Genomic DNA, 19,393 nt, shown 5'->3' with positions numbered 1-19,393 from the left:
CCAACCTGCCACGGTGTTCCTGCCGAACCTGGACTGAGATCGTTGGGTCAAGTTCCTCGGCCTTGCTGGAGGCGCCCCGGCGGCGCGGTCGTTTGTCGGACAACGGGGGAGCCGGAGCCGGCATGTGCCGGCCCCGGCCTTTTGTCAGTGGCCGTAGCCGCTGTTCTTCTCGATGTCGGCGGTGATGGCGTCCGCCGCCGCATCAAGGGTGTCCTGCACGTCGGCGCCGTCGGCGATATCGCTCAGCGCCTTGCGGAACTCCTTGGCCGCGAAGACGTAGCCCGGCGTCACCGGGCGGACGAGCGCCTGCTTGGCCGAGAGGTCGTAGAACACGGCAAGCTTGCCGCCGTCCTTGTAGTTCTCGGTCATCTGTGCCGCCTCGGCGGTCGCCGGGATGAGGCCGATCGCGTTGGAGAAGGCGGCGAGATACTTGTCCTGCGTCGCGAACTCGATGAACTTGGCGGCGCCGTCGGCGTGCTTGCTGGCGGCGGAGATGCCGAGCTGCCAGGAGGCAGCGCCGATCTTCGGGCCGTGGCCGAAGTCCGGGGCGGGCAGGAACAGCATGTCGTCGCCGAACTTGTCGAGCGGCTTCAGCGCTGCCCAGTTGCCGTTCCACTGCAAAGCGTACTTGCCTTCGAGGAATCCGGTGTCGTGGTCACCGGTGTCCTGAGAGGTTCCCGGCGCCAGCTTGCGCTCGAACAGGCTCTGCCACCAGTTGCCGAACTTCACTGCAGCCTCACCGTTGAGGGCGCCCTCGGCGGTCTTGTAGGTCGACCGGTCGACGATATCGCCGCCGAAGGACTGCAGGAACGGGCTGAAGGCATAGGGGTACCACTCGCCCTTGTCGTTCATGGCGAGGTCGAGCGGATAGTCGAACTTGCCGCTGTCCTTGAGCTTGACCAGCGCCGCGTCGAACTCCTCCAGCGTCCAGGGCTTGTCCAGCGTCGGGATGCGGATGCCGTTCTCCTCGAGCACCGACTTGCGGGCATACATGGCGACGGCGGCGTCCCACAGGCCGACCGAATAGAGCTTGCCATCCCAGTGGCCGAGCGTGCCGGGCAGGAACTTGGCGAACTTCTCTTCGGGAATGGGCAGCGGCTGCATGTACTTCGACCAGGCCCAGTTCGGCATGATCGGACCATCGACGTCGATGATGTCGGGCAGCTTGCCGGCAACGGCGGCGGCGGTGATGGCGTCGTTGTAGGCGATCTGGGGGAAGGCCTGCAGCTTCACTTCCCAATTGCTCTGGGATTCGTTGAACTCCTTGATGATGCGGGCAAAAGTATCGCGCTCGGCGCTATCGCCGCCCGCGCCATGATACCACATCGACAGCTCGGTGGCGGCCAATGCCGGTCCGGCGAGAGCCGTCGTCAAGGCTAGAACACCAGTCAGTTTTGCGAACCGTCCCATAGTTTTTCCTCCGCTTGGTCGGCAGGCCGGGAACAGCTCTTGCTGTGCGGCCAGCCTCGTTCTTCAAGGCAACAGTCAACCGATCCCGGCGGCGCAGCGCTGCCGGGGCTGGTAAGTCAGATGTCGTTTCAAGGGATCGTCGCCGTGAAAGACACTCCCGGCGGCGATCTCGGTGTTCGTCTCGCTCCCTGCGAGCCGAACCTTTGCTGCCGTCCCTAGACCAGGGGGCGGCAGGACTTCCGCTCTACGAGCGGACAGGGGACGAGGATCTGCCGGGCCATCGGCCCTTCGGTTTCCTCGCCAAGCATGGCCATCACCTCGGCGGCGATCCGACCGATGTCGAAATACGGAAGCGCCACCGATGTCAGCATCGGGCGTAGCGTCGTCGAGATGACCTGCATGTCGTCGAAGCCAATGACGGAGAGGTCGTCGGGAATCGAAAGGCCGAGGTTGGCCGCGGCCGCGTAGACTTGCACGGCGGTCTGGTCGTTGCCGCAGATGATGGCCGTTGGCCGGTCCTTCTGCGACAACATCGCCGTGGCCACTTCGGTGGCGATCATGTGGTCGTTGCCGACCGGCCCCCGCGAACCGGGGACTTCCAGCGAGGTATCGAACGAGAGTCCCGCCTCGGCGAAGGCGCTGCGATAGCCACCACCGCGCAGGACGGTCGCCCGGATGGCCGGGTTCAGAGTGATGACGCCGATGCGCCGGTGGCCGAGTTCGATCAAGTGTCTGGCCTGACGATAGCCTCCGCCTTCGTCGTCCGGCAGGACCGAGGGGTGGTTGCGCTTCATCGAGTAGCAGTTGGCCAGCACGATGTTGCGGAAGAACGCCGGCTGGTCGAACTCGACCGGGCGATGAAACATCGTGGCATAAATGACGCCGGACACGTTGTAGGACCGGAACATCTGCCAGGATGCTTCTTCGGTCTCGCGGTCGCCTTCGTGATCGATGATCACCATGCTGCGGGATTGGGCTTTCAGGGCGGCCTGGGCGCCACGGATGATGTCGACCGAAAAGGGAGTCGTGGTGATGCGATCGGCGATGAAGCCGACGGCTGGCGCCACCTCCGTTCGCATCGCCTTGGCGGCGTTCTCGGGCAGGTAGCGGCGGCGGCGGACCACCGCCATGACGGCGTCACGCGTGGCATCGCTGACCGCCGGGTCGTGGTTGACCACGCGCGACACGGTCTTGGCGGAGACGCCCACCTCATTCGCAATGTCTCTCAGCGTGACCACTTATCCACCCTCCGGGCCTCTTTTCGAGCTCGGTTCTTGGGCAAGGATTGACGGTCGTCCGGGGCTTGTCAACCAATCGCGGTCAGGCGCTGGGACAGGATATGTCTCGTAATTAACTTTTTTGACATGGAGAATGTCTCCATGAGACATGCCGCCAAGGGCGCCCCATGCGCGGTTCTGAGATGGACGATGTTGGAGAACTCCGTGGCGAGCTCCTGTCGCCCCCGCCAACTGGGACTATCCGCTTGGCGATCGATCCGGCTGGATGGCTGCCAGATATCCGAGGGGATTGGGTGTGGGACATTTTGCAGGACAACCGCTTTGGCGCGTTCCGTCAGCGCTAAGACCTTTGTCGAAGAAATTGGCGCGTGCGGGACATGGGCGTCGGCTGCCTCGATATCGGCTGTCATCACCGCCATCGGCATCGGTGACGACGCCTGTCGGGCTTCATGTTGTCCGCTCAGTCTCAGTGCCTGTCGGCGAAGCGGCGGCGGATTTGGATCAAACCGACGACGGTGTCATTCCTGGCGAGGATCCGGACCGGGCTTTGGGACTATCCATTTCCGGATTGGGGCAATCGTGGTTCCTTGATGGGCGGTTGGACGGCTCGGCCAGGTCGCGTGTGCCAGCTTGTCCCATATGCGCCAGTCAAGGCGACTTGCATGTCCCGTCGCTTCGCTTGATTGCCGGGATGCCGCAGTCCTTGACGTGCAGACTCAGCCTGAAACACTGGCGGCGGGAGCGACCGGTCTCTGCCGGAGCATTGCCCGGATCCGCGACGGCGTCTGGTAAGTCGTCGCCGAGGCTTTCTCATGGACACGGGCAACGGCAGCGGAGCTGGCCGACGGCAAAGGTCGCCCCGGCAAGCGACTGTGGCGCCCTGGTGTGCCGAGTGCGTACGAGCGGCGGCCTCAAGGTAGCCCCTGACTCCTCGAATCCCGAGGTCATGCAGTAGCCCGTCTTGAGCCGAGAACCTGTTGCCGTGCAGGTCGATGCGACGTCATTTGAACTCCATGACGATCGACATCGTCAAAGACGTCTTCCCAGTGGACGGTGGGATCGGAGCGACCGGCGAGGAGCGGCGGACGATCTTCAGGGCTTCGTCTTCGAGTGACTCGTCGTCGCTTCTTTCGACAACCACACTGCCAAGCCGGCCGTCGGCGGCGACGCTGAAGCGAACCTCCACCCGGCCGCGCTCCGCGCTCGGCCTGCCGGACTGCTGCGCCGCGATTTTGGCGCGTATCGAAGCAAGGTAGAGCGCCAGGGGCTCGTTCTTTCCGGTTGGCGCTGCCACCGCTCCTTGTTCGGCGAGCTTGGCCGATCCGGCTTGGCCCGCTTTCGCGACGGCACCGGACTTGGGTTGGTGGGCGGGGGGCGGCTTGCGATCCTCCGCCTGATGCTCGACCGGTGGACGCTTGGGTTGCGAGGCAACCGGCTTCGGTATGGGGGCGGGATGGTCGGTGCTCTTCGCTTCGGCGGGAGAGGGCTCTATGTGTGGAGCGCTCGCCTCGACTGGTCGAAGCTCACTCTTGGTTTCGAGGGGCGGCTGAGGGCGCTCTCGGGGGGCTGGGGCCTCGGCATCCACGTGGTCCCGCACCAAGGCGGGGGGTGGCTTTTCGATGACAACGGGCGTTGTCTCTGGAGGGGTGGTGACCGTCACCGGCTTCGGCTGCGGATCGTTGCTGGGCGTCTGCTCGGTGGCGGGCTGAGGAGGCGGCGCCGTTGTCACCTGTTGAGGGGCGGTTGTCGCGAGGCTGCCGGTGGCCGAGGGCGAAACGGCACTGGACTCGCTGGGTAGCACGAACTCCACGTTAACGACGTCCACCTTCGCCTCCAGTCCGATGTCGATCGGCTTGGGTCCACTGCCGATCCACATGAAGACGGCGGCATGCAGGCCAAGCGAGACCGCTGTGGCGAAACACCAGGGATTTGCCGCCAGCGGCGTGGTCTCGGAGAATCGGGAGAGGCAGACGTCGCTGTCGCTCATGGCTCGATGCCAGGTGGTTGGTTGGCGTCGACCTCGGACACTGTCCATCGCGCGGATTGGCCGATCCAGCGAGCCGTGCCTGCCCTCGTCGCCTCCATCACGGACGCTCCGACAGCCTCGCCAATGGCGGTATGCAAGCCGGAATAGCAAGCCGTTCCACCGAGAGGAGCCGCGACCACGATACAGTCGGAGCCGGTGCCGGTGACGACTTCGCGTCCGATGCTCTCGGTCGTCCGCAGAATGGCGACGGTGCGGGCCTGTGCGGCGATGGCGATTGTCTCGACCAAGGCGCCGTCGCTGAGAGGCTGGGACACGTGGACGAAGGTGTTGACCGTGCCGGGAGCTGGCGCTTCCTCGGCGCTGACGGCAAAGCGTCGCCGCCCGACGAACTCACCATTGCCAAGCCCGACGGTCGTGATGGCGATCGCTTCGATGCCTTCGACTGTCGTGCGGCAGATCTCGTAGGCGCTGACATCGCAGGCCGTCATGAGACCGACCGTATCGGTGAGGCCTTCCCTGGCAAAGGCGTCCTCAAGAACGGCGACGGGGTCGCGCCCGATTGGCAGGTCGGAGTCGTTGACTTCGAGCCAGGCGACAGTCTTGGCAACCGTCAGACCCGGCCGGGAAATCGACCAACTGAGCATGCGTCGCGGTTCAGCAAATCGCAAGGCAAGGATCGGACGACGAAGGTCGATGACGAAAGGCAAGCCGGTCGGGTCCATCTACCTCACCTCCCGGCGATGTTGCCCGATGAGACGCAATGGCACGACGATCAATCCGTCGGCGTCACTGTCGAACCGCGCCTCCACGTCGTAGGTTTCGGCGATCCGCTCGGGCGTCAACACCGCCCTGGGGGAGCCCTGGACCACGATCCGGCCGCGTTCCAGTAAAATGAGTCGATCGCACCAGCGCCCGGCCAGGGTGAGATCGTGGAGGGAGGCCAGGACTGTATGTCCCGCTCGCGCCATATCGGCGAAGATCTGCATGGTTGCCAACTGGTGGGCGGGGTCGAGCCCGGCGATCGGCTCGTCGGCCAGCAGGATGGGTGTCTCCTGGGCAATGAGCCGGGCGAGCAGCATGCGGGCGACTTCGCCGCCGGAGAGCCTGTCGGACTGCCGGCTGGCCAAGTCCTCCAGATGCGTCATGCGGAGCGCCCGGGCAACCGCCTGACGGTCGGCGTCGCTTTCACGGGAAAGCGGCGCACGGTAGGGTATCCGACCAAGGCCGATGACGTCGGCGACGGTCAGCGGCCAGGCAACATGCCGATCCTGCCCGAGATAGCCTATCCGGCGTGCTCTCTCGCGGGCGGAATATCCGGCCAGCGGGCGACCGTCGAGGGTCAGCTCGCCGCGGTACGGCAAGGCCCCTGCCAGCGCTCGCAGCAAGGTCGACTTGCCCGCTCCGTTCGGACCGATCAGCCCGACGAACTCGCCGGGTTCGAGCGTCAGGTCGATCGTTTGCAGGATCGTCCGGTTTGCGACCCGGACGGCAAGATCATGCGCGCTCAGTTTCATCGCATCGATCTCCGGCGTTCGTGGAGGATGAGGCGGAAGAAGAAAGGCGCGCCGACGATGGCCGTCACGACTCCGAGTTTCAGGTCCCGGCTGGGCAGTACCAGGCGAACAGCCAGGTCCGCCATGGTCAGAAGCGTTGCTCCGCCGAGTGCGCTGGCAACCATCAGGCGGCTTGGCCGGGAGCCCACCAGCGGCCGCAACACATGCGGCACCACAAGACCGACGAAGCCGACGACCCCGGTGACGGCCGTCGCTCCACCGACGGCGGCGGCCGTCGCGAACAGAATGACGGCGCGAACCCACGCTAGGCGCACGCCGAGGCTCGATGCGGTCTCGGCGCCGAGGGTCATGGCGTCGAGCGAGCGGCCGACGCTGGCGAGCAGCAGCCAGCCGACCGCCATGAAGGGAAGGGCGAGATAGACGTGGTCGAGGGAACGGTCGCCCAGCGACCCCATGCTCCAGAACACGATCTCCAGCGTGGCAAACGGGTTGGCCGACAAGTTGAGCGTCAGTGCGGTAAGCGCCGACGTCAGGCTGGCCACGGCGACGCCGGCCAAGATCAGGCTGTTGCCGCCTTCGCCCTGTCCGGCCAGGGCGAAAACCAGTATGGCGGCGAGCCCGGCTCCGGCGAGGGCCGACACAGGCAGCGCCAGCGGCGATGCATAGGCGAGGCCGCTGACGATGGCGATCACGGCTCCGAGCGCTGCGCTGGATCCGATACCGAGAACGCCCGCATCCGCCAGCGGATTGCGCAGCCACCCCTGCAGCACCGCGCCGGACAGGCCGAGCGTCGCGCCGACACAGACGCCGAGGATGGCGCGCGGAAGACGGATTTCACGCATGACCATGGTCGTGACGCCCTCGTTGCCGAACAGGGCGGCGAATGCGTCGCCAAGGCCGATGTCCGATGGACCGACCAGCAGCGAGCTCGCGAACAGGACCGCCGTCAGAATGGCGAGCAGCGCGACGAGTGCCGGGAATGGCAGGCGTCTCATGGCACGGGTCTCCGATGGGTTGCTTGCCGATGACGTTCGTCGACGAGACGCGCCACGGCGTCGACGACGAATGGCGTCCCGCAGACGGTCGAGCGGTCGGGCAGCACCATCAGGCGGGTGCCGTTGTCGGTTGCCGCCATGATGGCGGGATGCCGAGCATTCGGAAGCGCCTCCGTCGACCAGCTTGCCTCGGCCCCGCCGACCAACACGAGGTCCGGCTTGCCGGTCACGAGGGTCTCGAGCGGCAGGGCGCCATAGGAACCGAGCCCCAATCTGGCGGCAAGGTTGTCCCAACCGGCGGCCGTCAGAATCTCGTCGGCCAGGGTTCCTCGGCCATCGGTGCCGTTGCCGATATGATAGACGACGGCGACCGGCTTTTGAGTGGTCTCGCTCTTGTCGCTCTCAAGGACGGCAAGACGGGCGTCGAACTCGCGAACGAGTTCGTCCGCCCGTTCCGTCCGCCCCAGGAGCTGGCCCATTCGCGCCAGGTTCTCGCGGATGTCGTCAAAAGAGTTGGCGGGCGCGAATTCCTCCACCCGCACCCCGAGCCGGCGCAGCATCCCGACGGTTGCTCTCGATGTGAAACTCCCGGCCAGAACAAGATCGGGGCCCAGAGACACGACTTCCTCGGCACGTCCGTCGTTGGCCGGCAGGGCAGCCGCCGTGTCCGCCATGTTGGACAAGGCCGGGTCGCGCGCGAGGCGCGATACCGACGCGAGCTGGCCGGGGCCGGCGATCGCCATGGCCTGCTGATCGGTGCAAAGGTTGATGGACACGACCCGGACGGGCGTGCCGTCCGCCGCCTGTCCGGGTCCCGTCAACGCCACGACGAGAGTGCCCAGAGCGGCGCATGCGACAAAACGCCGCCGTCGCCGCTTCGCTGACTGCCCGCTCGTCGTGGGTTCGTTCATTGCGACGTCTTTCTCAATAGCGCGCCTTCAGCTCGGCATAGACCGCGCGGCCTGCAGTGCCATAGCCCCATATCGTCTGGTAGTGCTCGTCGAGCAGATTCTTGCCTGTGAACGAGATGGACACGTTGTCGGTCCACTCCCAGGTCAGGCCGGCGTCGAGCAGGAAGTAGTTGGGCAACTGGCGGATCTGGCCGACCGAATAGTCGGTGTCGATGCTGTCGCCCACCCATGTGCCGCGCAACGTCAGCGTCGTGCGGTCGGTCGCCTTGAGCGTCGCGCCGGTGGTTACCTTGTGTCTCGGAACCCGCTTCAACCTGCTGTCGGTGGCGTCGACCGCCTCGGTGAAGGTGTAACCGGCGTCCAGCGTCAGGTTGTCGAGCAGCTTCAGTCGACCGGAGAACTCGATGCCCCGGCTTTTCGAAGTGCCCTCGGTCTGGGTGTAGGCCCAGGTCGAGGTGTCGTAACCGATGAGATTGTCGGTATCGATGTCGAAGTAGGTCAGGGACAGGCGGGCGCGATTGTCCCACACCTGCTGATCGATGCCGAAGTCGAAGCTGCGGCTTTCCTCGGGCTTCAGGTTGGCGTTGCCGTAGGTCGGGGCGTGAAGCTCGTAAAGCGACGGCGGGCGGAAGCCCGTTCCCCAGCTCGTCCTCAGCTTGGTCGACTGGGTGGCCTCCCAGGCGGCGGTGACGCGCCCGGTGAGATGATCGCCCCAGTCCGAGTGGTGATCGTCGCGCAAGGCGGCGGTCAGCGTGACATCGGTTATCGGCTTCCACGAAGCCTGCACGAACATGCCGGCGTTGTTCATGCCGTCGTCGCCGCCTCCGGTCGTCTTGGCGTCTTCCGTCGTGTAGTCGATGCCGGCGGAAAGGCCGATCGCCTCGGTCAGAGTGAGATTGCCAAGATACTCGACCTTCGTCCGGCGCCCCTCGTAGCGCCCCGGGGTGGAATCGTAGACCTCACGCGTGAGGTCGTAATGCTGCACCGCGATCGTGTTCTTGAGCTTGCCGTCGAACAGGTTGAAATCGGCCCCGATCCTGGCCCCGACCTCGCGTCCGATGGTGTGAAACCGCAGCGCACCGGTCTCATCGACGGGGCGACCGAACCCGGTCATCCAGTCGTAGGAAAAGTCGTCATAGTTGCTGCGCCGGTAGGTGTAGCGGGCGGCCGCGAACAGGCGCAGGTCCTCGTTGGCCTGATAGCTGGCGTTGGCGGAGGCGGTGCTGTTGCCGTAGCCGTCGGCTTCGGTATTGCCATTGTCGCGATCGGCGGACGAAAAGCCGGCCGTTTGAAAGCGCTGGAACGAAGCGCCCATTTCGAGTGCGTCGGTCGCGGCCGAAACGCCGTAGCGAACCGACTTGGTCCCGTAGGATCCGCCGCCGACATTCACGGTATGGTGCACGCCCTTTTCATCGGCTGTCCGGGTGGTGATGTCGATCACGCCGGCGACCGCCGTTCCGCCATAAAGGGCAGACTGGGAGCCGCGCAGAACCTCGATCCGCTCGACGTCCCCGAGCAGAAGATTCTCGATGCTCGGCCCTGCCTGGGGCTGGGTCGGATCGGAGATGTCGATGCCATCGACGCGGACCAGAACATAGCGGGCGCCGAGGCCGCGCATCTGCATCGTCGTCGTCGAGCCTGCCGGCCCCGCCTGCGAAAACCCCAGACCGGGAACTCGCGCGAGCAGGTCCAGGACCGTTGTCTCGCCGCTCCGTTCGATCTCCTTGCGGCCGATGACCGTCACGGCCGATCCGACCGCGGCTTCCTCGGTCGGGGTCCGGTTCGCCGAGAAGACCACTTTGCCGAGGTCATGCGCGCCGGTCTCGTCGGCCAGTGCGCCCTGCCAGGACAACGCTGCGGCCAACGCGGCAAGGGGTGCCGCACGACAAGCCAGAAATAGCTGTAAATTACCGTTTCCAAATCGCTTTCTTGTACTCGTATTCGTCACGCGCCCATACCTCCGCCGTCAAGTGTCGCACCGCTCCCTCGCGGATCGCGCAAGGGCGGTGGTTTCGGAGCCGTCGGCTCGCGGGCTGATGATCGGCAGGTAAAGGCCATCGGTCGGTCCCGCGTCGCGAACGGCGTTGTCGTCATCACTCACGCGGAAACCCGTGACCCAATACCCCACGTATCGGGATCAGGAGTGACAGAAGCGGCAGGTCTCCTGGCTCACGAGTCATCGTCGTATCCCGCCTTCCCGGTGGCAGCGCCGCCAGTGGCTTCATGGGAACGACTCGTCGTTCACAGTTACGGGGGTAGCCGCGGACTCGATCCACTCTGGGATCTCACCGCTGTTCCCTTTGCCCGTCTCGCGACGGACCGCTTCAAACCTTGGGTAGCATGCGGGCACACTGAAGACCTCAGTCGCCCCGTTCACTGGCTGGCCCAGTCCATGAAGAGCCAGCGGTCTCGTAGTCCTCCTTGTCGGTCGTTGCCTGCTCAAAGCCGAGCGGGCGGCCTTACACTATAAGGCGAGTCGCAGGCTCATGGCTCGGTTGCGCCCCTGCAACCGGCATGATGTTCACACCTTGCCGGTTGGCTCGCCATCATCATGTCGAGCGTGATCCGCTCTCCCGGCGGAACCATCAGGACATCGCCGCTCCAGTCGCCGTCCGCCATCTGTTTCAGAAGAGCGAGGCTGCCCTCCATCTCCACGTATTCCAGGCCGAAATTTGCCGCGTGAGTGCGAGCGTAGCGACGATCGCTTTCAAGCGGCTCCACTCCGGGCACGGTGATATAGACGAGCCTTCGGTAGTGGCCGAGCATCTCTTGCATGACCGCCGCCGCTCGTTCTTGGCCGAAGCGCTTTTCGAGGCGCGGATAGTCGTCGAACACCGAGCCGGTGCCATCGCCGATGTAGCCGCGTGTCAGGAAGTAGCTGCCCGGGTCGCTCTCAAGAAGGTCGTTGCGAGCCTGGCGTGAGCCAAGAAACGCGCCGATGCAGTCATCCGTGCGCAAGAGGACGAGCCGCGATTGCCGTGTCGACAGGCCCACGGTTGCCTGTGCGCAAAGACCGTAGCCAAGATAGATCGGGTCATAGCTGCCGTCGGCTGCCTCGATGGCCGCCTGAAGGGCCTCGTGCAGGCGGCGAGGGCGGTTGTGCAAGCCGATCTCCAGGCTTTCGAACGCCCAGTCGGCCGGCATCAGCGCTCGGAGCTCGTTCAGCATGACCTGGCAGGCGATGACTTTGGGTGTCATGGCGATGATCCGTCACATCAGGCAGTTCGAGGCGAAGACGGTATCGAAATCAGGCTGCACGGCGAGTTCGAGGTAGCGGACTTCCGTCGCAAGTCGAACCGCTTGGCTCCGTGCGCCGCCGCAAGCGACGAGCCGGCAGGCCCCGGTACCGGCGACATTGCCGATCTGCTCGACTGATTTGCGGGGCACGTCGGGCAGAAGACCGACGGTGATCGCGTCGTCGATATCGATGAAGTTCCCGAAGGCGCCGGCGACAAGAATGTGGTCGATATCCTGGCTGGACAGCCCGGCTTCCCTCAGCAGGAGGTCGAGGCCGGTGCGGATGGCTCCCTTGGCGAGCTGGATGGCGCGGATGTCGGTCTGCGTGAAGGCGAGGGGGGGATCGGCACGCTCGTCCGTCAGAACGAACTCACGCTTTCCGGATTGTTCGCGGACGCGCAATCGATCTTTATCTAGGCGCCCGCGCGCATTGACGATCCCCGAGCGCCGGAGGGCGGCGACCAGCGACAACGCACCGGAGCCGCAGACGCCGACCGGCGGTTGCTCGCCGATGATCGACAGATGGAGGTCGTCGTCGATGTGGACGTAGTCGATCGCCCCTGGAGCCGCGCGCATTCCGCAGGAAAGGCCCGCCCCCTCGAAGGCCGGACCGGAGGCACAGGACACGCTCGTCAGCTTGCCGTTGGCATGGAGCGATATTTCGGTGTTGGTGCCGATGTCGAGCAGCGCCCAGGTTCCGGACGGCGGATTGGCAAGAACCGCGATCAGGGCGGCGATGTGGTCGCCGCCAACGAAGCCGGCAATGCTCGGGGCGCAATAGAGTTGAGCGCCCGGTGCGACGGCGAGGCCGAAATCGGCCGCCGGTCGCTCGACCGCCGCCTTGGTCGTCGGGGTGAACGGCACTTTGGCGAGACCATCGACGGCGAGCCCCAAAAGCAGGTGCTGCATGACGGTGTTGCCGGCTACGGCGACTTCGCCGATCCGTGTCGTTTCGCCATCGGTGAGTTCGTCGGCAAGGGCGGCAATGCCGCTCACGGCGGAAGCCTGCAGTTGACGTCGCTGCTCGTCGCCGGCCAGCGCATGGGTGAGCCGACCGATGATGTCGCCTCCGAAGACGGTCTGGGGGTTGGGCCGCGAACCACTTCGCAACACCTGTCCGGACGTCATGTCCACGACGGCCGCCGCGAGGTTGGTGGTTCCAAGGTCGACGGCGAGCCCGAGGGGCGCCGGTCCTGCCACGGGGCCGACGAGCGCTGCGCCGCGCCGCCAGCATCGGTCCATGGCCGGCACAAGAAGCGGTCTCTCGATGGGCACATGGTCGAGTGTCGCTTGCTTGCCAGCCGAGACGGAACGGACGCTGCCCCGTTCGGGAACGTGAACCGTGCAGTCGCCGGCCGGAAAGGTCTTGCAGGCTCGCCGCCAGCCGGCGGCGATCTCCTCGTCGGTAAATCCATGCTCCTGCGAAGACGAAGCGGGAAGGCCCCGCCCCTCTATGCGAACGGCGCAGGATCGACAGGTTCCATGCCCGCCACATGCCGACTCGAGGGCCAGCCCCACATGGCGGGCAATGGTCAGAATCGACTGGTTGCCGTCAGTGCTCGCGGCAAGACCCGAGGGTTGGAAGGTAATCGCATGCAGTTGGGACATGATCTCGTCGATGTTCGCGGCGGCGCCCGCTTTGGCCGCTCTGGCCATCGGGCTTCCCGGGCAATGCGAGACGAGACGCATCGCCCGGGATATCCGAAGGTCTGGATCAGTAGGCGTTGGGGTTGCCGACCACGCCGTCGACGATGGCCGGTCCGGAGCTGGTGCCCACCAGTTCGGCGCCAGCCTCGAACAGCGCCTGCATCTTCTCGCGGGTGTTGACCTTGCCCGACACCTTCACGCGGCAGGGCAACTCGACGTTGGCCTTGAGGATCTTGACGTGCTCCACGATGGCCTCGCAGCCGCCCTTGCCCCAGCCGCTCGACTGCTTAACCCAGTCGATACCGGCCTCGCTCGAGTAGCGTCCGGCCCTGGCCTGCAGCTCGGGGGTGGTGATGTAGCCAAACTCCAGCATCGACTTGATGACCATGCCCTCTTCGTGGGCGACATGGGCCATCTGGCGCAGCTCCTCGAAATACTCCTTCTCCTGACCGCCGAGCAGCAGGCCGGGGTTGGGGGGGAAGTCGAGCTCGTCGGCGCCTTCCTTGGCCAGCAGGCGCAGCACCGCGATCTTCATTTCCAAAGTGTCGTTGGCGGTCGGGAAGTTGACCGTCGAGGCGATCTTGATGCCGGTGCCGGCCAGCACGCTCTTGGCGAACGATACGAAGCAGGGCGCTATCATGGCGGCCTGGAAGCCGTAGGCGACGCAGGTCTTGAGATGGGCGGCCATGCCCTCTCGCGTCAGCTCCGAGCTGACGTTCGTGTACTGGATTGCCTTGGCAACGGCCTTCTTGTCGGTGAAATCGATCATGGAATGAACCTCCTGTTTTGTCCTTCGCCCAGGAATCTAGCGGTGTTTCCGATGGCGGTGGATGGTGGGCTCTCTCAAAAACATGGATAGGAATCTCATTTGTTTCGGGTATCCGTGACGGCCTCCGATCAGCGCTCCAGGGCGCGAAACTGGCGGGGCGAGACGCCGACGTTCTTTCGGAAATCGCGCGAGAAATGCAGAGGGTCGTCGTAGCCGACGGCAAGGGCGATTGCGCCGACGGTCTCGTCGGTCTCGACCAGAAGCCGCTTGGCCTGGGAGAGGCGGTAGCCACGCAGCCAGTTGTGCGGCGTCTGGCCAAATCCGTATTTGAACAGCCGGAACAGATGGGACTTGCTGACCCGGCATGTCTCGGCGAAGCGGTCGACTGTCCAGGCCTCCGTATAGTGCGAGCGCACTTCGCGCACGAGGCGAGCCAGGCCGCGGTGACTTGCCTCGACGGGGTCGAGCAGATGGGATCTCCGGCTCTCGGTCAGCTTTTCAAGCAACGTGGCCGCGATCCGCTCGGTGGCCGCCGCTGCCTGCATCGAGTGTGTGCTGATCTGGCGCAGGGCGTCGCGCATCAGCTCCTGGATGGGGGCGGCGTCGGTGAAGGCGAATATCGGATCGGCTTCGACCGCGAGCGCCGTCTCAAGGCGGTTGAGGTTGGCGCCATCCATGCGCAGCCACAGGATTTCCCAAGGCGTGACCGGATCGGCAAAATGGGCATGCGGCCGTTGGACGGGGATCCAGGCGAGCTGCCCCGGCTCGACGCGGTGGATCGCACCCCCGATCCGGACATGGCCGGCGCCATCCAGGCAGAAGATGAACTCGTGGCCGGGCGCCCGCTCGCGCTCGATGCGATAGTCGGCGCTCGCGGCGATGTGGCCCGCCCGAAGCAGGCGATAGTTGAAGGGGCTCGACCAGGTGTCGAGGCCGCTATAGTGCGACTCGAAAACGCGCATGGGCCGCGAGGAGGGGCCGCCATCGGTCGGGGGCGCGTTGTTGCTCATCCATTCTCCTCGCTATGGCGAGACTGGCCGGAGGCGCGTTGGGGGGGGGAACGCGCGCCTCCGGCTGCGCCACGTCAGGCCGCCTTGGCCTCGGCGCAAAGACGCTTGGCTATGGTTGCCGCGACGGATGCGTTCTCGCCAAAAGCATCCGCGCCGACCTCTCGGGCATACTCCTCCGTCACGGGAGCGCCGCCAACCATGATCTTGACGCCATCTCGTACGCCGGCGGCGACCATCGCCTCGATGGTGGTCTTGATGGCCGGCATGGTGACCGTGAGCAAGGCCGACATGCCGACGATCTGCGGCTTCTTGTCGCGAACCGCTTCGATGAACGTCTCCGGCGGTACGTCGATGCCGAGATCGATGACCTCGAACCCCGCTCCTTCCATCATCGACACCACAAGGTTCTTGCCGATGTCGTGGAGGTCTCCCTTGACGGTGCCGATGACGATCCGGCCCGTCGGCTCGACGCCCGAGGCGGCGAGGATCGGCCGCAACAGCTCGAGTCCGGCTTTCATCGCGCGCCCGGCCAGCAGAAGCTCGGGGACGAAGTATTCCTCGATTTCGAATAGCCGGCCAACCTCGGCCATGGCCGGCACCATGGTTTCGGAGATCAGGGTTGACGGGTCTTCGCCGGCTTCGATCGCTTCCTTGGTCAGTTTGGCGGAGGTCTTGTCGTCTCCATCGACGATGGCATCGTAGAGTTTGGACCAATCTTGCATGGACAGTTCTCTTTCTTCGTGATCGGGGGCGCGAGAGAAACTCCAGCAGAAGTGGAGCCGATTCTGCGTCCGGAGTTTCATGAAAAACAAAGAGATAGGGCATGTTGGCGACCCAGGGTTCGCCGAACATGCTCTAGACCGCGACCGCCTCCATGATGGCGTCGAGCTTGCTCTGGATGGTGCACTCGCAGCCCGGTACGTGAAGCACGTCGCACTCGGTTCCCAGGATGAACGGGTGGCCGATCTCTCGCATGCGGGCGATTAGTTCGCGCGAGCTGTCCGAGACCTGGCTGCGCGTGAACAGCGTCGGCGAGTAGAACTTCTTGCTGGGCAGGTTGCCGTAGAGAATGGTGGTTTTGGGCACCAGAGCGGCGTCCTGCCACAGGACGCGCGAGCTGCCGAGGCTGAGGATCGCCGGATCGAGGGAGGCGAAGGCCGTCACCATTTCGTCGATCAGCTCCCCACAGCAGTGGAAGAACAGCTCGACGCCATTGTCCTTCAGCAACTGGGCGATCTTGCGGTTGGGAGCAAGCGCGAAGCGCTCGAAGATGTCCGATCCGCGCCGGATCAGCTTGGGCGAGAAGAACACCTTGTTGGTTGCCGGCTCGGCGATGACGATCATCTTGGCGCCCGCCTTGATCTGGCGGTCGATGATTTCGAGTACGAGGCGGGTCGACACGTCGAGTGCCGCCTCCATCAAGGCGACTTCCTCGTTCTCGGCGGCGGTGTTGCCCATGCCGGCGAGCGTGACGGGCATGATCGGGTCGGCCAGGAGTTTGGTCATCAGCGAGAACGGGCCGATGCACATTCCGAGCGGCACGAGATCGGAAGAGCGGGCCACGTGGGCGATTGCCTCGATGTTGGCTTCGCAGCCCGGCGTGAGTCGCCCTTTCAAGCCTGCCTCGAAGCGAGCAAGCACTTCGGCGGACGGGGGAGCCGAGAAGTGGAACTCGCCCGTGCCGCCGTCGAGGCCCATCAAGACGAGCAGGGCCTCCTTCTCGAGGGTGAGATTCATCTGCGGCAAGGCTAGCGGCGTGCGATAGCGCCTGGCCGCTTCAATCATCACCTCGCCGAGCTTTTGGCCATCGACGCGGATCGCTTCGGGATCGGGGTGCTCGTTGAGGACGATGTCGGTTCCCATCGGCATCTTCAGGCCGCGGTTTGCCAGGTCTATGTAGAAGCTGCGATTCATAATGGCGGTCTTTCCGTAGCGGCGGCTGGTCCGGGCCCGTCCCCCGGACCGACCGCGGCTCAACGCAGGGCGATCTCGTAGAGCGCCAGAACGTTGGCAAGCGGGGTGTCGGACTGGATGTGATGCGAACTTGCCAGCACGTATCCTCCATTGGTTCCCAACACGCGGGTGAGCTCCTTGACGGCGGTGCGGATGTCGTCGGGGCTGCCCTTGGGCAGGAGGCCGACGATGTCGACGCCGCCATGGAAGGCCAGCCGGTCACCGAAGTCACGCTTCAGGCCATCCGCCTCCATGCCGGTAACGCCCGGCTGGATCGGGTTGAGCACGTCGACGCCCATTTCGATCAGGTCGGGGATCAGCGGCCTGACGGCGCCATCGGTGTGATACATCACCTTCTTGCCATAGCTCTTGGCCACTTCGACCAGCCTGGCATGCAGCGGTCGGATATGGGTGCGCCACATTTTCTTCGACATCAGCAAGCTGACGTTGGCCGCAAGGTCGTCGTAGAAGTAGACCATGTCGACGGCATCGCCGACGGCGTCGAGAGCTCGCTTGGTGACCTCGATGGTGATGTCGGTGATGCGCTCCATCATGTAGACGGGGATCTCCGGCTCGCCGGCGAGTTCCATCAGGAACTTCTCCATGCCGCGCATCTGCCAGGCCAGTTCGAAGACCGTGCCCATGCGGAAGCGGATGTGCTTGGCGCCGTTGCGGTTCAGCGCCTCGACGACCGACTTGGCCGAGCTGAAGTCCCACCAGTCAGGATCGGGCCACGTGTGGGCTTGAATCTCGGCGAGCGTGCTGGCCCCGGCGAGCGTGGCGATGTTTTCCTCATAGACGCCGGAGGCATTGGCGACTTCGCGGAACCCACGCCCGAAGATGTCGGTCGCAAAACCGTCGGTCTTCCAGCGCCACATGCGGGCCGGGGTCGATCGGCTCTGGACATTCCAGACCTCGGGGCGCCCTTTCGGGGCGAACGCACTGGCCGGCGGTACGCAGAACTGATCGAAGGAGATGACTCGGCAATCGACGTCGAGCTTGTCGAGCACCGCTTCCCATACCGGGTCGAAGAACTGATCGTCGCCGGGCTTCGCCCGCTCGATGCCGAAATGGTCGACCAACTGGTGCCAGATTTCCGGCACGGCCAGGAAGTCGACGGGTGTGCGATCCGGCTGCCGGTGGGCGAGTGCGGTTTCAACGCGCTGTCTCGAAGACATTATTTCGGTTCCTTGTAATTTACGCGGTCTTCGTAGTAGCTGGGTGCAATCGCGCCGGGCTTCTCGAACCAGACGGGAGCGTCGATGCCCGACTGAAGGATGACGTTGCCCCATGGCTCGAAAGCACCGGTGCGGATCACGTACTTCAGCTTGCTGCGCATCTCGCCGATCAGCTTCTCATGGGGAACGGTGGTCACCGGACAGCGGGTCGACAGGGCGCTGACTTTGGCGAAAAGCTGAGGGTTGAAGTTCTTCTGCTCCTCGGCGACGTAGCAGGCCTCGTATATGAAGTCGCTCATCATGAGGTCGAGGATGTCGACGATGCCCGGCACGTCCTGCTCAAGCGCCAAATCGACGCGCTTTGCATTGTCGCCGATGGGAAATCCGGCATCGGAGATGACGATCAGGTCGCCGTGACCAAGGTCGGCGATCGCCGCGTTGAGATAGCTGTTGAGGATTCTGCTCTTCTTCATTTGCTGCTCCTGGAAGCCTGTGCGAGCCGGGCGTCGACGTCGGCGCGATGTGGAATGCCTTCGACAACGCCTTCGACCTCGACGGACATGCTGGCGGCCATGTTGGCGAACGAAACGGCGGTGATGAGGTCCTTGCCTTCGCCGAGTGCCACGGCGAGGGCGCCGCTGAAGGTGTCGCCCGAGCCGGTGGTGTCGATGCACTTGGCGGGATAGGTCGAAACGGCGCGGTCGAGGTTGGCCGAGCGGACGTGTGCCCCCTTCTCGCCGAGAGTGACGACGACGGTCGTGCCGAAGCGCTCGAACAGGCGCGTGGCCAGAACGGAGCCTTCGACGACGCTGTCCTGCGGCAGGTCAAGCAGCGCGGCGGCCTCGGTCTCGTTGGGCGTGAGGTAGGTGACCTTGGAGAGGGTGGCGTCCGGAAGCTTGCGGAACGGTGCCGGGTTGAGGATGATCGGCACGTTGCTTTGGGCGGCGAGGTCGACCGCGCGCATCACGGCGTCCAGATTGCACTCGAGCTGCACCAGAAGGAGATCGCTCGCGGCGATGGTGTCCCTCATGGCATCGATATCGGCGACCGACAGGGCATCGTTGGCTCCGAGGTCGATGACGATCTCGTTGCTGCCCTTGTCGGAAACCATGACGAGGCCGACACCAGTGGAGTGACCGGACTTGCGGGTCACGAAATCGATGCCGATGCCCTCGTCCCTGAGCATGGCGATGGCCTTGTCGCCGAAAGTGTCGGTGCCGACGGCCGTACCGAACACAGCCGCGCCTCCCAGGCGGGCAACGGCGATGGCCTGGTTCGATCCCTTGCCGCCGTGCAGCATGTTGAAGTTTCTGCCCGGCACCGTTTCGCCCTCGGTGGGGAAGCGGGCACACGAGATCGTCATGCCGACCGCGTAGCTGCCGATGACGGTAATACGAGCTTTTCCGCCGTCCATGTCCTTGATCCTGAAAAATGGATGGTCGTTCCCCCGGAGCGGATGGGCCGGACTTGGGGGCAAATGGGACCTGAGAAAGGGATGTTTTCGTTGAGGAAGGGGGAGCCGTCCGGCTCTGGCTCGGCGGACG

The 19,393-nt window shown here is 64.8% G+C and carries 17 protein-coding genes and 1 riboswitch; all 17 genes read right to left on the bottom strand.

The window, feature by feature from the left end; genetic code table 11:
* Window positions 1-144: 144 nt before the first annotated feature.
* On the bottom strand, window positions 145-1,410 hold the full coding sequence (locus M4J40_RS16965; protein WP_251755567.1) for a sugar ABC transporter substrate-binding protein: 1,266 nt from the start codon (window positions 1,408-1,410) through the stop codon (window positions 145-147).
* Window positions 1,411-1,625: 215 nt separating this feature from the next.
* Window positions 1,626-2,648, bottom strand: coding sequence for a substrate-binding domain-containing protein (locus M4J40_RS16960; protein WP_251755566.1), 1,023 nt, complete (start codon window positions 2,646-2,648; stop codon window positions 1,626-1,628).
* 1,000 nt (window positions 2,649-3,648) lie between these two features.
* Complete coding sequence (locus M4J40_RS16955; RefSeq protein WP_251755565.1) at window positions 3,649-4,635, bottom strand: TonB family protein; 987 nt, start codon at window positions 4,633-4,635, stop codon at window positions 3,649-3,651.
* Window positions 4,632-5,357 (bottom strand): adenosylcobinamide amidohydrolase, encoded by a 726-nt coding sequence (locus M4J40_RS16950; RefSeq protein WP_251755564.1) that lies wholly within the window; start codon window positions 5,355-5,357, stop codon window positions 4,632-4,634. Before M4J40_RS16950 ends, M4J40_RS16955 begins: the two co-directional genes overlap by 4 nt.
* Window positions 5,358-6,149, bottom strand: coding sequence for an ABC transporter ATP-binding protein (locus M4J40_RS16945; protein WP_251755563.1), 792 nt, complete (start codon window positions 6,147-6,149; stop codon window positions 5,358-5,360).
* Window positions 6,146-7,144 (bottom strand): iron ABC transporter permease, encoded by a 999-nt coding sequence (locus tag M4J40_RS16940; protein ID WP_251755562.1) that lies wholly within the window; start codon window positions 7,142-7,144, stop codon window positions 6,146-6,148. The genes M4J40_RS16945 and M4J40_RS16940 overlap by 4 nt, the downstream gene beginning before the upstream one ends.
* Window positions 7,141-8,055, bottom strand: a complete 915-nt coding sequence (locus tag M4J40_RS16935) for an ABC transporter substrate-binding protein (protein WP_251755561.1) — start codon at window positions 8,053-8,055, stop codon at window positions 7,141-7,143. Before M4J40_RS16935 ends, M4J40_RS16940 begins: the two co-directional genes overlap by 4 nt.
* Before the next feature lie 13 nt (window positions 8,056-8,068).
* Window positions 8,069-9,907 (bottom strand): TonB-dependent siderophore receptor, encoded by a 1,839-nt coding sequence (locus M4J40_RS16930; RefSeq protein ID WP_251755560.1) that lies wholly within the window; start codon window positions 9,905-9,907, stop codon window positions 8,069-8,071.
* Window positions 9,908-10,191: 284 nt separating this feature from the next.
* Window positions 10,192-10,394, bottom strand: a riboswitch (cobalamin riboswitch).
* 145 nt (window positions 10,395-10,539) lie between these two features.
* The gene (locus M4J40_RS16925; RefSeq protein ID WP_251755559.1) at window positions 10,540-11,253 is read right to left on the bottom strand and encodes a DUF1638 domain-containing protein; all 714 of its coding nucleotides are present in this window, start codon (window positions 11,251-11,253) and stop codon (window positions 10,540-10,542) included.
* Between the two features lie 12 nt (window positions 11,254-11,265).
* Window positions 11,266-12,948 (bottom strand): ASKHA domain-containing protein, encoded by a 1,683-nt coding sequence (locus M4J40_RS16920; RefSeq protein WP_251755558.1) that lies wholly within the window; start codon window positions 12,946-12,948, stop codon window positions 11,266-11,268.
* A 58-nt stretch (window positions 12,949-13,006) separates the two neighbouring features.
* Window positions 13,007-13,708, bottom strand: a complete 702-nt coding sequence (deoC, locus tag M4J40_RS16915; RefSeq protein ID WP_251755557.1) for a deoxyribose-phosphate aldolase — start codon at window positions 13,706-13,708, stop codon at window positions 13,007-13,009.
* Between the two features lie 128 nt (window positions 13,709-13,836).
* Window positions 13,837-14,718, bottom strand: coding sequence for an AraC family transcriptional regulator (locus M4J40_RS16910; RefSeq protein WP_251755556.1), 882 nt, complete (start codon window positions 14,716-14,718; stop codon window positions 13,837-13,839).
* A gap of 74 nt (window positions 14,719-14,792) precedes the next feature.
* Window positions 14,793-15,440: a corrinoid protein gene (locus M4J40_RS16905; RefSeq protein ID WP_251755555.1), complete on the bottom strand. Its 648-nt coding sequence runs from the start codon at window positions 15,438-15,440 to the stop codon at window positions 14,793-14,795.
* Window positions 15,441-15,573: 133 nt separating this feature from the next.
* Window positions 15,574-16,632, bottom strand: coding sequence for a uroporphyrinogen decarboxylase family protein (locus M4J40_RS16900; RefSeq protein ID WP_251755554.1), 1,059 nt, complete (start codon window positions 16,630-16,632; stop codon window positions 15,574-15,576).
* Window positions 16,633-16,691: 59 nt separating this feature from the next.
* The gene (locus tag M4J40_RS16895; protein ID WP_251755553.1) at window positions 16,692-17,849 is read right to left on the bottom strand and encodes a uroporphyrinogen decarboxylase family protein; all 1,158 of its coding nucleotides are present in this window, start codon (window positions 17,847-17,849) and stop codon (window positions 16,692-16,694) included.
* Window positions 17,849-18,322, bottom strand: a complete 474-nt coding sequence (gene rbsD, locus M4J40_RS16890) for a D-ribose pyranase (protein ID WP_251755552.1) — start codon at window positions 18,320-18,322, stop codon at window positions 17,849-17,851. The genes M4J40_RS16895 and rbsD overlap by 1 nt, the downstream gene beginning before the upstream one ends.
* The gene (locus M4J40_RS16885) at window positions 18,319-19,263 is read right to left on the bottom strand and encodes a ribokinase (protein WP_251755551.1); all 945 of its coding nucleotides are present in this window, start codon (window positions 19,261-19,263) and stop codon (window positions 18,319-18,321) included. Before M4J40_RS16885 ends, rbsD begins: the two co-directional genes overlap by 4 nt.
* Between the last annotated feature and the right edge of the window lie 130 nt (window positions 19,264-19,393).

It is taken from the genome of Pleomorphomonas sp. JP5 (assembly GCF_023721815.1).
Taxonomy (GTDB): domain Bacteria; phylum Pseudomonadota; class Alphaproteobacteria; order Rhizobiales; family Pleomorphomonadaceae; genus Pleomorphomonas.
This window is presented reverse-complemented; position numbering and strand designations above follow the sequence as displayed.

Coding starts and splice junctions, on each gene's coding strand:
- deoC (WP_251755557.1), bottom strand. CDS start 13,708: ATGATCGATTTCACCGACAAGAAGGCCGTTGCCAAGGCAATCCAGTAC.
- rbsD (WP_251755552.1), bottom strand. CDS start 18,322: ATGAAGAAGAGCAGAATCCTCAACAGCTATCTCAACGCGGCGATCGCC.
- M4J40_RS16935 (WP_251755561.1), bottom strand. CDS start 8,055: ATGAACGAACCCACGACGAGCGGGCAGTCAGCGAAGCGGCGACGGCGG.
- M4J40_RS16945 (WP_251755563.1), bottom strand. CDS start 6,149: ATGAAACTGAGCGCGCATGATCTTGCCGTCCGGGTCGCAAACCGGACG.
- M4J40_RS16955 (WP_251755565.1), bottom strand. CDS start 4,635: ATGAGCGACAGCGACGTCTGCCTCTCCCGATTCTCCGAGACCACGCCG.
- M4J40_RS16965 (WP_251755567.1), bottom strand. CDS start 1,410: ATGGGACGGTTCGCAAAACTGACTGGTGTTCTAGCCTTGACGACGGCT.
- M4J40_RS16895 (WP_251755553.1), bottom strand. CDS start 17,849: ATGTCTTCGAGACAGCGCGTTGAAACCGCACTCGCCCACCGGCAGCCG.
- M4J40_RS16900 (WP_251755554.1), bottom strand. CDS start 16,632: ATGAATCGCAGCTTCTACATAGACCTGGCAAACCGCGGCCTGAAGATG.
- M4J40_RS16885 (WP_251755551.1), bottom strand. CDS start 19,263: ATGGACGGCGGAAAAGCTCGTATTACCGTCATCGGCAGCTACGCGGTC.
- M4J40_RS16925 (WP_251755559.1), bottom strand. CDS start 11,253: ATGACACCCAAAGTCATCGCCTGCCAGGTCATGCTGAACGAGCTCCGA.
- M4J40_RS16910 (WP_251755556.1), bottom strand. CDS start 14,718: ATGAGCAACAACGCGCCCCCGACCGATGGCGGCCCCTCCTCGCGGCCC.
- M4J40_RS16940 (WP_251755562.1), bottom strand. CDS start 7,144: ATGAGACGCCTGCCATTCCCGGCACTCGTCGCGCTGCTCGCCATTCTG.
- M4J40_RS16950 (WP_251755564.1), bottom strand. CDS start 5,357: ATGGACCCGACCGGCTTGCCTTTCGTCATCGACCTTCGTCGTCCGATC.
- M4J40_RS16905 (WP_251755555.1), bottom strand. CDS start 15,440: ATGCAAGATTGGTCCAAACTCTACGATGCCATCGTCGATGGAGACGAC.
- M4J40_RS16920 (WP_251755558.1), bottom strand. CDS start 12,948: ATGGCCAGAGCGGCCAAAGCGGGCGCCGCCGCGAACATCGACGAGATC.